General features: G+C 69.3%; 12 protein-coding genes. 8 read left to right on the top strand and 4 right to left on the bottom strand.

Annotation, left to right across the window (positions count from 1 at the left end):
• Positions 1–8 precede the first annotated feature (8 nt).
• On the top strand, positions 9–2,033 hold the full coding sequence (ligA, locus tag Q4F73_RS03955) for an NAD-dependent DNA ligase LigA (protein WP_303358075.1): 2,025 nt from the start codon (positions 9–11) through the stop codon (positions 2,031–2,033).
• A gap of 6 nt (positions 2,034–2,039) precedes the next feature.
• Here ligA and Q4F73_RS03950 read toward each other — a convergent pair whose 3' ends face one another.
• Genes Q4F73_RS03950 through Q4F73_RS03940 form a run of 3 tightly spaced genes read right to left on the bottom strand, consistent with a single transcriptional unit; the run spans position 2,040 to position 3,468 of the window.
• Positions 2,040–2,387 (bottom strand): hypothetical protein, encoded by a 348-nt coding sequence (locus tag Q4F73_RS03950; protein ID WP_303358055.1) that lies wholly within the window; start codon positions 2,385–2,387, stop codon positions 2,040–2,042.
• Between the two features lie 46 nt (positions 2,388–2,433).
• Complete coding sequence (locus Q4F73_RS03945; protein ID WP_303358054.1) at positions 2,434–2,793, bottom strand: hypothetical protein; 360 nt, start codon at positions 2,791–2,793, stop codon at positions 2,434–2,436.
• 3 nt (positions 2,794–2,796) lie between these two features.
• Positions 2,797–3,468, bottom strand: coding sequence for an amino acid-binding ACT domain protein (locus Q4F73_RS03940; RefSeq protein WP_303358053.1), 672 nt, complete (start codon positions 3,466–3,468; stop codon positions 2,797–2,799).
• A gap of 161 nt (positions 3,469–3,629) precedes the next feature.
• On the opposite strand from Q4F73_RS03940, the gene gatC reads away from it, so the two are divergent.
• From gatC to Q4F73_RS03920, 4 genes are all read left to right on the top strand, one after another.
• On the top strand, positions 3,630–3,926 hold the full coding sequence (gatC, locus tag Q4F73_RS03935) for an Asp-tRNA(Asn)/Glu-tRNA(Gln) amidotransferase subunit GatC (protein WP_303358052.1): 297 nt from the start codon (positions 3,630–3,632) through the stop codon (positions 3,924–3,926).
• Positions 3,927–3,931: 5 nt separating this feature from the next.
• Complete coding sequence (gene gatA, locus Q4F73_RS03930; protein WP_303358051.1) at positions 3,932–5,419, top strand: Asp-tRNA(Asn)/Glu-tRNA(Gln) amidotransferase subunit GatA; 1,488 nt, start codon at positions 3,932–3,934, stop codon at positions 5,417–5,419.
• Positions 5,420–5,607: 188 nt separating this feature from the next.
• Positions 5,608–6,780: a DUF1611 domain-containing protein gene (locus tag Q4F73_RS03925; protein ID WP_303358050.1), complete on the top strand. Its 1,173-nt coding sequence runs from the start codon at positions 5,608–5,610 to the stop codon at positions 6,778–6,780.
• Between the two features lie 28 nt (positions 6,781–6,808).
• A complete protein-coding gene (locus tag Q4F73_RS03920; RefSeq protein ID WP_303358049.1) occupies positions 6,809–7,570 on the top strand; it encodes a siderophore-interacting protein in 762 nt (253 codons plus the stop codon).
• Here the strand turns inward: Q4F73_RS03920 and Q4F73_RS03915 are convergent, their stop codons facing one another.
• The gene (locus Q4F73_RS03915) at positions 7,571–7,894 is read right to left on the bottom strand and encodes a hypothetical protein (RefSeq protein ID WP_303358048.1); all 324 of its coding nucleotides are present in this window, start codon (positions 7,892–7,894) and stop codon (positions 7,571–7,573) included.
• A 36-nt stretch (positions 7,895–7,930) separates the two neighbouring features.
• Here Q4F73_RS03915 and Q4F73_RS03910 point away from each other — a divergent pair, with 36 nt between their 5' ends.
• From Q4F73_RS03910 to Q4F73_RS03900, 3 genes are read left to right on the top strand one after another with little or no spacing between them, the layout of a single operon-like run.
• Complete coding sequence (locus Q4F73_RS03910; RefSeq protein ID WP_303358047.1) at positions 7,931–9,130, top strand: MFS transporter; 1,200 nt, start codon at positions 7,931–7,933, stop codon at positions 9,128–9,130.
• The gene (locus tag Q4F73_RS03905) at positions 9,127–10,542 is read left to right on the top strand and encodes a DHA2 family efflux MFS transporter permease subunit (protein WP_303358046.1); all 1,416 of its coding nucleotides are present in this window, start codon (positions 9,127–9,129) and stop codon (positions 10,540–10,542) included. Before Q4F73_RS03910 ends, Q4F73_RS03905 begins: the two co-directional genes overlap by 4 nt.
• Positions 10,543–10,552: 10 nt before the next feature.
• A complete protein-coding gene (locus tag Q4F73_RS03900; protein WP_303358045.1) occupies positions 10,553–11,584 on the top strand; it encodes a 6-phosphofructokinase in 1,032 nt (343 codons plus the stop codon).
• The last annotated feature ends 10 nt before the right edge of the window (positions 11,585–11,594 follow it).

Genomic DNA, 11,594 nt, shown 5'->3' with positions numbered 1-11,594 from the left:
TTGAGCCTGTGATTGACCCGGATCTGCGCCGCCAGTGGAACGACCTGGCCGAGGAGGTCCGCCGCCACCGCGACCTCTACTACAACGCCCAGCCGGAGATCCCCGACGCCGACTTCGACGCGCTGTTCCGCCAACTGCAGGAGCTGGAGGTAAAGCACCCGGAGCTCGCCGTCCCGGACAGCCCCACCATGGAGGTCGGCGCGCCGACGATCGCCAGCTCCACCTTCGACAACGTCGAGCACCTCGAGCGGATGATGAGCCTCGACAACGCCTTCGACGAGGACGAACTGCGCGAGTGGCTCTCCCGCACCCCGAGCCAGACCTACCTCACCGAGCTGAAGATCGACGGCCTGTCCCTCGCGCTGGTCTACCGCGACGGCGTCCTCGAGCGCGCCGCCACCCGCGGCGACGGGCGCATCGGCGAGGACGTCACCGCCAACGCCAAGGTCATCGACGACATCCCGCATCAGCTCAGCGGCGAGAACATCCCCGCCCTACTGGAGGTCCGTGGCGAGGTGTTCATCGCCATCGAGGACTTCGCCGAGGTCAACGAACTCCGCCAGGCCGAGGGCGGCAAGCCCTTCGCCAACCCGCGCAACGCCGCCGCCGGTTCCCTGCGGCAGAAGAACCCCGAGGACGTGAAGAAGCGCCGCCTGCGCATGATCGCCCACGGCATCGGTGCTCGCGAGGGCTTTTCGCCCGCCACCCAGCACGAGGCCTATCAGGCGCTGGCCGCCTGGGGCCTGCCCGTCAGCCCCTACACCGAACAGGTCCACTCGGCCGACGAGGTGGTGGAGAAAGTGCGCTACTGGGCCGAGCACCGCCACGACGCCGCGCACGAGATGGACGGCCTGGTGGTCAAGGTCGACTCCTACGCCGAACAACGCGCGCTCGGCGCCACCTCCCGCGCCCCCCGCTGGGCCATCGCCTACAAGTACCCGCCGGAGGAGGTCACCACCACCCTCATCGACATCCAGGTCGGTGTCGGCCGCACCGGACGCGTGACCCCCTTCGCCATCATGGAACCCGTGTTCGTCGCCGGCTCCACCGTCTCCATGGCCACCCTGCACAACCAGACCGAGGTCGCCCGCAAGGGCGTACTCATCGGCGACACCGTCGTCATCCGCAAGGCCGGGGAGATCATCCCGGAGGTGCTGGGGCCGGTCGTCGAGAAGCGAGACGGCAGCGAACGTGAGTTCCTCTTCCCCACGTTGTGCCCCTCGTGCGGCACGCGCCTGGCCCCGCAGAAGGAGGGCGACGCCGACTGGCGCTGCCCCAACTCCCGTTCCTGCCCCGCGCAGCTGTCCTCGCGCCTGACCTACCTCGCCGGCCGCGGTGCCTTCGACATCGAGGCGCTGGGGGAGAAGGGGGCGCAGGACCTCATCCGCACCGGCATCCTCACGGACGAATCCGGCCTCTTCGACCTCACGGAGGCCGACCTCGAGGCCTCCCGGGTGTACACCACCACAGCCGGCACGGTGAACGCCTCGGGCCGCAAACTCCTGGAGAATCTCGCCACGGCCCGTGACACGGACCTGTGGCGCGTCATCGTCGCCCTGTCCATCCGCCACGTCGGCCCCACCGCCGCCCGCGCCCTGGCCACCCGCTACCGTTCGCTGCCCGCGCTTATCGACGCCCCCGTCGACCACATCGCCGACACCGACGGGGTGGGCACCATCATCGCCGAGTCCTTCCAGAACTGGTTCGCCGTTGACTGGCACCGCGACCTGGTGGAGCGCTGGGCCGCCGCCGGGGTGACCATGGTAGAAGACGGCGAGGACCTGGCGGAGCAGACCCTCGAGGGCCTGACCATCGTGGTCACCGGCTCACTCGAGGGCTTCACGCGCGACGGCGCCAAGGAGGCCATTCTCTCCCGCGGCGGGAAGGCCTCCGGCTCGGTGTCGAAGAAGACGGACTACGTCGTCGTCGGCGAGAACGCCGGATCCAAGGAGACGAAGGCCCGCGAGCTTCAGCTGCCCATCCTCGATGAGGCGGGGTTCGTCCGGCTGCTGGAGACCGGCTCGCCGGAGTAGGGCAGGTCAGCGGGCGGCACCGCGCCGGGTGCTCGGGAGGAAGGCCGCCACCAGATAGACGATCACGGCGACCGGCGGCAGCAGCACGCCGATGATGTTGATCGCCGGATCACTGCGGCTGGGGTCCAGCGCCCAGATCACCAGCCATGAGCCCCAGCCGATGAGGGCGGTGAGGCTGGCGGCCGTGCCCACCCACACGCTGGCGATCGGTCCGTTGCGCACCAGCACCACACCGCCCACCACCAGGGCCGCGATCACCCCGGCCACGGCGAGGATCATGATGTCGACGGGCAGCCACTGGCAGCCGACCAGCAGGGCGTGGGCGGCAGCGGCGCCCAGGAACAGTGTTCGCACAGTCGAGCTCCTGGAATCGGACGTCAGGTCGTGGATCCGACTCTACCTATAGTTCGCGCCGCTCGGACCTATAGGAGAGGACAGTCGCCAGCAGGAACAGCACGCAGGACAACCACGGCAGGAAAACCCACCACGGTTCCGGAAATGTTGCCCAGAAGAGCTCACGGCCGAACCCGTGGAGGGCCAGCATCAAAGCTGATGCGCCTCCGGTGAGCCCGGCGATGAGTCCGGGAAGGCGGACCTGCGCCGGCGTGGGGGAGAAAATGAGGCGGACGCTGACGGCCCCGGCCACCACGCAGGCGGCACAGGCCGTGACGACGATCGGCCGGGCCAGGGTGCCGAGCAACGCCACCGACAGGAGGGCCTGCGTAAGAAGGCCCCCGAGCAACAACCACCGGGTGGTCATCGGCTAGCTCAGGATGGCCCCGACGATACGGCCGATCTGGCCGAGGTGCTCGACCTCGCTGGCCAGGAAATCCGGCCCGCCGGTGCGTCCGACGACGAGCACCATGCCGGTGGATCCCAAGGGAGTGGCTGCCAGGGAGGAATCGAGCAGCCCCCAGGTCTCGGGGATCCAGTCCTCGTCGTCCGGGTTGAGGATGCGGGCGGCGGAGATGTCGATGTCGGTGGGGTGCGAACCGTCGTCCTCGGGTGCGGCCATCGAGGCGGCGACGCGGGAAATCTCCTCCGCCGAGGCCTTGTCGTCGAGGACGATGGCCCACGAGGCCGTCATCGACCGCGGGGTGACGGTGACCAGTTCCTCCATGGCACGGGGGATGGTGCGGGAGTGTGCGGCAACCTCGGCGAGCATCTGGATCTGCCCGCGACGGTCCACGCGGCCGGAGAACGGGCGGATGGAATCGACCTCGACGCCGTCGATGGTGCTGGCGGCGGTGATGAGCGAATCGGCCATCGCCCCCTTGGGCAGGGAGACGACGATGTCGTCCATGACGGTGCCGTCGTGGAAGGTCTCCACCACGTCGACGGACTCGATGTTGCCGTCGACCAGCCCTATCGCCTCCGCGAGATGCCCCAGGCTCCCCGGGGTGTCGGGGAGCAGGACGCGGATGAGATAAGACATGAGGTGGAGGCCGACCTTTCGGAAACATATTGCATTGCAGTGATTTCAATCATAGAGAACTCTCCTGGGGGACCGTGCGGATACCTCAGATAAGTTTGCTCCCGACCCCTGCAGTAGCATGGACGACGTTCATTTAACGATGCGTAAAGGATGTTCTCCCCGTGTCCGACATTTCGCGTGATGAGGTCGCCCACCTCGCCATGTTGTCCCGCCTCGCGCTCAGCGAGGACGAGCTCAAGCAGTTCGCCGCCCAGATCGACGAGATCATCGGTGCCGTCTCTGCCGTCCAGCAGGTGGACACCGAGGGTGTGGAGCCGATGAGCCACCCGCACTCGATCGCCACCGCCATGCGTGAGGACGTGCTCATCCCCACCCTCACCGCCGACGAGGCCCTCGACCAGGCCCCGGCGTCCGAGGACGGCCGTTTCATGGTTCCGCAGATTCTGGGCGAGGAGTGACCCCCATGACCACCTACACTGTTCCCGATTCCGGGCTCACCTCGCTGTCCGCCGCCGAGCTGGCCGAGAAGATCCACTCCCGCGAGGTCACCTCGCGCGAGGTCGTCCAGGCCCACCTCGACCGCATCGCCGAGACCGACGGTGAGATCAACGCCTTCCTGCACGTCGGCGCGGAGGCCGCACTGGCGACCGCGGATGACGTCGATAAGCGTCTCGACGCCGGCGAGGCCCCCGCCTCCCCGCTGGCCGGAGTGCCGCTGGCACTCAAGGACGTCATCGTCACCACCGACGCCCCGACGACCGCCGCCTCGAAGATCCTCGAGGGCTGGATGAGCCCCTACGACGCGACCGTCACCGCCAAGCTGCGTGCGGCGGGCATCCCCATCCTGGGCAAGACCAACCTCGATGAGCTCGCCATGGGCTCGTCCACGGAGAACTCCGCCTACGGGGCGACGAAGAACCCCTACGACCTCACCCGCACCCCGGGTGGTTCCGGTGGCGGTTCCGCCGCCGCCCTGGCCGCCGGGCAGGCCCCGCTGGCCATCGGCACCGACACCGGCGGATCCATCCGCCAGCCGGCCGCGCTGACCAACACCGTCGGCGTCAAGCCCACCTACGGCACCGTGTCCCGACACGGTCTCATCGCCGCCGCCTCCTCCCTGGAGCAGGCCGGCCCGACGGCCCGCACGGTTCTCGACGCCGCGCTGCTCCACGAGATCATCGCCGGGCACGACGTCTTCGACGCCACCACCGTCGACCGCCCCGTCGCCGATGTCGTCGCCGCCGCCCGCGAGGGTGCCCGCGGTGATCTCTCCGGCGTCAAGGTCGGTGTGGTCAAGCAGCTCAACCGCGACGAGGGCTTCCAGTCCGGGGTGCTGGCCAGCTACCGCGCGGCGCTCAAGCAGCTCGAGGAGCAGGGCGCGGAGATCATCGAGGTCGACTGCCCGCGTTTCGACGACGCCCTGGCCGCCTACTACCTCATCATGCCGTGTGAGGTCTCCTCGAACCTCGCGCGCCTCGACGGCATGCGTTACGGCCTGCGCGTCGGCGACGACGGCACTCATTCGGCGGAGGAGGTCATGGCCCTGACCCGTGCGGCCGGTTTCGGCCCGGAGGTCAAGCGCCGCATCATCCTGGGTACCTACGCCCTGTCCGTCGGCTACTTCGACGCCTACTACCTGCAGGCCCAGCGCGTGCGCACGCTCATCGCCGAGGACTTCGCCCGCGCCTACGAGAAGGTGGACGTGCTGGTCACCCCGACCACCCCGACCACCGCCTTCAAGCTGGGGGAGAAGGTCTCCGATCCGGTCGAGATGTACAACTTCGACCTGTGCACCCTGCCGCTGAACCTGGCCGGCCTGTGCGGCATGTCGGTGCCGGCCGGATTCGCCGAGGACACCGGCCTGCCGGTCGGGCTGCAGATCATGGCCCCGGCGTTTGCCGACGACCGTCTCTACCGCGTCGGCGCAGCCTACGAGGCGGGCCGTTCCTGATCCCGAACTAACCCCTGTGACCACGGTGGATAACAATTGTCGCCGCCGTGTTCCCGCGCAGTAGCCGCCGGTGATACATTTTCACCGCGGCTACTGCTTTTTCGTCTGCGAAAGAGCCCGCCGTCGCCCCGGAATCGATCCCCCGATCGCCGGGGTCCATATGATTCCTGACGAAAGGCCTCTATGCCATGACCCTTCTGACCCCCTCCTCGACCGCCGCCACGCCGGGTGGCGCGGTCGGGATTCCCGCCGTCCCGGTCACCGAGATCGCGGTGTCGCGCGCCGAGGCCGCACGCGGACCACTGCGTCGCCTCCCGGTGCCCGAGCGGGTCCACTCCTGCTACAGCACCCGCTTCGTCGGTGCGGCGCTGGAGGCGGACCGGGCGGCATTCCACCTCTCGGCGGGGGAGGGTGTCGCCCCGCAGGTGGGCGACGTGGTGGTCGCGAGGGTGACCAGGATCCGCAGCCACAAGCAGATCGAGACCCCGGTGTCCCGCAAGGCGACGCTGTTCGAGGACGCCCTCGTGCTGCTGGCCTACGGACACCGCTATGCGGCGGACTTCTTCCTGGCGCATGTGCCCGACAGCCTCGACCACTGCCATCTCGTGGCAGCCGGGGGCATCGCCGGCGTGGTCACCGAGGCCCACGGCGCCGTGGATTCCCCGACGGAGATCGAGCCGCTGGGCCTGCTGGCCACCGCCGACGGCGTGGTCAACGTCCGTTCCTACGGGCAGTTCGCCAACCCGCTCGACGCGCAGCCGCGCGCGGACCGCCCCCGCGTCATCGCCGTCGTGGGCACCTCCATGAACGCCGGCAAGTCCACGGTGGTCGCGTGCCTGGTCAACGGACTCAGCCGCAGCGGACAGCAGGTGGGCGCCGGGAAGATCACCGGCACCGGGGCGGGCAATGACCGCATGCACTACCAGGACGCCGGTGCTCACGCGGTCCTCGACTTCACCGACTACGGCTACGCCACCACCTTCCGCACCCCCTTCGCCGACATCCGGGCGCTGGCCCTCAACATGATCTCCGCGCTGACCGACACCGGGGCGGACACCGTCATCGTCGAGATCGCCGACGGCATCTACCAGCGCGAGACCGCCGCGCTTCTGCGCGACGAGGCCTTCCAGGCCAGCGTCGACCAGGTCGTCTTCGCCGCCTCCGATGCGCTCGGCGCCCGCGCCGGTGTCACCGAGCTTATCGACGCCGGCCTCACCGTCGCCGCCGCCTCCGGCATCATGACCCGCTCCCCGCTGGCCACCGCGGAGGCCCGGGAGGTGCTGGCATCCTGCGGCGTGCCGGTCGTCGGCTCCTATGACCTCACCGACCCGCTGCGCGCCACCGCACTTCTGGTAGGTTAGGGTCACCTAATTCCCATAAGGAGTATCTGTGACCGCGCCCGCCCGCAAGAACCGTCCCGCCCGCACCGCCACCGTCACCGGCGTCGAACGCCTGACGCCCGAACTGGTCCGCATCAGCTTCGACAGCCCGGAGCTCATCGGCGCGGAGCTGCCGTACACCGACCACTACATCAAGATCGTGTTCGGGGAGATGGTCACCCGCACCTACACCTTCCGCCGCATCGACACCGCCACCGGGACCTTCGACGTCGACTTCGTCACCCACGGTGACCAGGGGCTGGCCGGGCCCTGGGCCCAGCGCGCGCAGGTGGGGGAGCAGATCACCTTCCGCGGGCCGGGCGGGGCCTGGCGCCCCGAGGAGGGCTACGAGCACTTTGTGTTCGCCGGCGATGAATCGGCGGCCCCGGCGATCGCGGCGGGCGTCGAGAAGCTCCCCAACGGTGCCACCGCCGACGTCTACGTCGAGATCGCCGACGCTGCGGCCACGTTCGACATGCCGCAGCCGGCGGGCGTCACCCTGCACTGGGTGACCCGCGACGGCGCCACCCACGGCACCGCACTCTCGCAGGCGGTGCGCGAGGCGGGCATCCCGGACCGGCGCACCGCCTGGTTCATCCACGGCGTGGCCGAGATGATCAAGGAGCTGCGCCGCCATCTGTTCACCGACCACCAGATCAACCGCGGCGACGTCTCGATCTCCGGCTACTGGCGCATCGGCATGACCGAGGACCAGTGGCAGGCCTCCAAGCGGGAGTTCAACGCCGAACTCGACGCCGCCGAGGGGCGCTAGCTACTTCAGGTCGGAGAGCACACACGCCGCGCTACCGGCCACAGCCGTGACGCCGAGCACCGCGGGCCACGAGCCGATCTTTGTGGCCAGCGGGTGGGAGGCGCCGAACGCGCCGACGTAGAGTGCGGTGAGCCCGGCCGTGGTCAGCGGGTCGGTCTTGGTCCACCAGGAGCGCATCGCCCAGCCACCGGCGGCCGCCAGGACGGCACCGCCCAGCGGGCGGATGCCGGTCTCCCGCGCCGTGAGCCAGCCTCCCAGAAGGCCCAGCGACACGACGGACGCGGTGGAGACATCTGCGGGATTCTTGATATCGATCATTGCCATGCTGTCAGCCTACCGACCCGTAGGATGAGTCCGGTGATGGTCTGGATCTATCTGGCGTCGGCGGCGACGTCGATGCTCGGCAACGCGGTGGCCACCATCGTGTGGCCCTGGCTGGTGCTCGAACGTACCGGCAACCCGGCGGCGGCAGGCGTGGTGGCCGCCGCCATCGCCGTGCCCTCCCTGGCGGTGGCCTTCCTCGGCGGACACCTCATCGACACCTTCGGCCGCAAGAGAATGTCGATCATTTCCGATGTCATCTCCGGGCTCTCGGTGGTGGGTGTCATCCTCGTTGACCAGTCTGTGGGCTTGACCATGGCCTGGTTTATCGCGCTCGGCATCATCGGCGCGGTCGGAGACATCCCGGGCATGGCCGCGCGTTCCGCCCTCGTCGGCGACGTCTCTCGGACCTCCGGAAAAACGGTCGACTTCATCGCCGGGCTCAACCAGTCCATCGGTGGGATGGCCTGGCTGCTGGGCCCCGCCCTGGCCGGGTTCCTCATGGCCGCGCTGCCCATCGAGTCAGTGCTGTGGATCACCGCCGGATGTTCCCTGCTGGCCGCCGGGCTCACGGCGCTGCTGCGGCTGGTGCCGGCGGAGGAGGAGGTGTCCCTCGACATCCCGGATCTCGGCGCGCTGCGCTCCTGGGCCGAGGTGGTACGCCCGGCCCCGATCCGCCTGCTCGCCGCGGTCACCCTCATCTCCTCCGCACTGGTCAGCCCGTACCTGGCGATTCTCATGCCCGCCCACTTCCAGCTCATCGACGCCCCGGTGCAGCTGGGCCTGGCGATGTCCGCCTACGCCGTGGGCATGATGGTCTCCGGATTCCTCATCGCCGCGGTGGGGACGGGGTGCCGGCGCACGATCTGGGTCGCGGCCATGGTGTGCTACCTCGCCGGTTTCTCCCTCATGGGCGCTCTGCACTACTCGTGGCTGGTCATCATCGGCATGGCGATCGCCGGACTCGGCGGCGGGCTCATGGGTCCGCTGCAGATGGTGCTGGTCACCGAGATCATCCCCGAGCGCCTGCGGGGCCGGGCCTTCTCGGTGTTCATGGCCATCGGACAGTTCTCCGCCCCGATCGGCCTCATCGCCGCCTCCGGCCTGCTCACCCAGGCCTCCATCTACGTCACGGCCGCCGCGCTGGCCGTGGCCTGGGCAGTGATCTCCGTGTGGGCGATCTGGCGGGGTGTGACCGTGCTGCGCCCGGCCGACACCGGGCTAGAGTCGGCGCAATGAGTTCCACCGTCCTGCCCCCGGCCCAGGCCTGGCGCGCCCTGGCCGCCCTGTGCCTGGGATTCTTCATGATCCTGCTCGACCAGACCATCGTCGCGGTCGCCACCCCGGGGATCATGGCGGATTTCGACGCCCGCCTCGACCAGGTCGTGTGGGTGACCTCCATCTACCTGCTGTGCCTGCTCGTCCCGTTGCTGTTCACCGGACGCCTCGGCGACCGCTTCGGACAGCGCACCCTCTTCCGCCTCGGTATCACCGTGTTCACCCTGGCCGCGCTGGCCGCCGCGGTGGCCCCCACGCTGGAACTGCTCATCGCCGCCCGCGCGGTCCAGGGTATCGGCGCGGCGATCCTCACACCGCAGACCATGAGCGTGATCAACCGCGTCTTCCCCCGCGAACGCCGCGGCTCGGCCCTCGGCGTCTGGGGGGCGGTGGGTTCCGTGGCCACCCTCGTCGGGCCCGTGCTGGGTGGGTTCATCGTCTCCGCCGTGGGCTGGCGGGGAGTCTTCCTCATCCACCTGCCCGTCGGTGTCCTGGCGGTGGTGCTGGCCACCCTGTGGGTGCCCACCCTGCCGACGTTCGCCCGCCGCATCGACATCCCCTCGGTCGCGGTCTCCTTCGTCGGGATGGCCTCCCTGGTCGTCGCCGTGCAGCAGGGCCCGGGCCTGGGTTGGCCCGCCTGGTCGCTGGCCCTCGCCCTCGTCGGGTTGGCGAGCCTGGCGGTGTTCCTCCGGTTGCAGGCGACGGCGTCGACAAGAAACTCGGAACCACTGGTTCCCTTGCCCATGTTCGGAAACCGCAACTACTCACTCGGCGTGTTCTCCATCGCGACGATGGGCTTCACCGCGTCGTCGATGATGCTGCCGGTCATGCTGTGGCTGCAGGACGGGCAGGGGCTCAGCTCGCGCGACGCCGGGCTCATGCTCATCCCCATGGCGGTGGTCGCCGCGATCGCCTCCCCGCTGGTCGGCCCCGCCGCCGATCGCCTCGACCCGCGACTGCTCTCGGTGGCGGGGTTCGCCACGATGATCCTCACCCTGCTGCTCATCGCCTGGCTGATGTATGCGGAGGGCCCACTGTGGGTCTTCCTGGTGGCGGCGGGACTGTTGGGCGTGGGCAACGCCCTGGTGTGGGCACCGAACTCCGCGACGGCCATGCGCACCGTCGACATCGCCTACATGGGGGCCGCCGCGGGTGTCTACAACACCGGGCGCCAGACGGGTGCGGTGCTCGGCGCCGCCAGTGTCGGGGCCGCGATGCAGGTCGGCGCCGTCTCCCTCGGATTCGTCCCGGGTCTGGCCGTGGCCCTGCTGCTGCCCGCTGCCGTGTTGGGTCTCGGACTGGTCGCGGTGGCCTTCTTCCGGCCGGAACCGCAGGTCGGACCACAGGGTGCCGATCCGCAGGCCGCGGGCTAAAGTGGACCCCATGCGACTTGCCACCCTGACCTCCGGCGGCGACTGCCCCGGCCTCAACGCCGTCATCCGCGGCATCGTCCGTACCGCCAGCGCCGAATTCGGCTCCACCGTCGTCGGATACGAGGACGGATGGCAGGGGCTTCTCGAGGACCGCCGCGTCGACCTCTACGACGACGAGCACATCGACCGCATCCTGCTGCGCGGTGGCACCATCCTGGGCACCGGCCGTCTGCACCCGGACAAGTTCAAGGCCGGACTGGAGCAGATCAAGGAGAACCTCTCCGACGCCGGCATCGACGCCCTCATCCCCATCGGCGGCGAAGGCACCCTCAAGGGCGCCAAGTGGCTCTCCGACAACGGAATTCCGGTCGTCGGCGTGCCCAAGACCATCGACAACGACGTCAACGGCACCGACTACACCTTCGGCTTCGACACCGCCGTCGCCGTGGCCACCGACGCCGTCGACCGCCTCCACACCACCGCCGAGTCCCACAACCGCATCCTCATCGTCGAGGTCATGGGCCGCCACGTCGGCTGGATCGCCCTGCACGCCGGCATGGCCGGTGGCGCCCACTACACTGTGATCCCCGAGGTGCCCTTCGACATCTCCGAGATCTGCAAGAAGATGGAACGCCGCTTCCAGATGGGTGAGAAGTACGGCATCATCGTCGTCGCCGAGGGTGCCGCCCCCAAGGAGGGCACCATGGAGCTCAAGTCCGGCGGCGTCGACCAGTTCGGGCACGAGGTCTTCACCGGTATCGGCCAGCAGATCGCCGACGAGATCAACTCCCGCCTCGGCCACGACGTGCGCACCACCGTCCTCGGCCACATCCAGCGCGGCGGCACCCCGACCGCCTTCGACCGCGTTCTGGCCACCCGCTACGGTGTGCGCGCCACCCGCGCCGCCCACCGCGGCGAGTATGGCACCTGCGTGGCCCTCAAGGGCGAGCGCATCGAGAACATCCCGCTGGAAGAGGCGGTGGGCCAGCTCAAGACCGTGCCCATGGACCGCTGGGTCACCGCCCAGGCCATGTTCGGCTAGGTGCGCGACC

This window comes from Corynebacterium sp. (assembly GCF_030535495.1).
GTDB lineage: Bacteria > Actinomycetota > Actinomycetes > Mycobacteriales > Mycobacteriaceae > Corynebacterium.
Note: the sequence above shows the minus strand (reverse complement) of the source record. Positions and strands in the feature narration are given on the sequence as shown.

Bases quoted from the DNA above. Each gene is read 5' to 3' on its own strand.
- Q4F73_RS03910 (WP_303358047.1), top strand. From the start codon at position 7,931: ATGGTCTGGATCTATCTGGCGTCGGCGGCGACGTCGATGCTCGGCAAC.
- Q4F73_RS03915 (WP_303358048.1), bottom strand. From the start codon at position 7,894: ATGGCAATGATCGATATCAAGAATCCCGCAGATGTCTCCACCGCGTCC.
- Q4F73_RS03945 (WP_303358054.1), bottom strand. From the start codon at position 2,793: ATGACCACCCGGTGGTTGTTGCTCGGGGGCCTTCTTACGCAGGCCCTC.
- gatA (WP_303358051.1), top strand. From the start codon at position 3,932: ATGACCACCTACACTGTTCCCGATTCCGGGCTCACCTCGCTGTCCGCC.
- Q4F73_RS03900 (WP_303358045.1), top strand. From the start codon at position 10,553: ATGCGACTTGCCACCCTGACCTCCGGCGGCGACTGCCCCGGCCTCAAC.
- Q4F73_RS03940 (WP_303358053.1), bottom strand. From the start codon at position 3,468: ATGTCTTATCTCATCCGCGTCCTGCTCCCCGACACCCCGGGGAGCCTG.
- Q4F73_RS03905 (WP_303358046.1), top strand. From the start codon at position 9,127: ATGAGTTCCACCGTCCTGCCCCCGGCCCAGGCCTGGCGCGCCCTGGCC.
- Q4F73_RS03925 (WP_303358050.1), top strand. From the start codon at position 5,608: ATGACCCTTCTGACCCCCTCCTCGACCGCCGCCACGCCGGGTGGCGCG.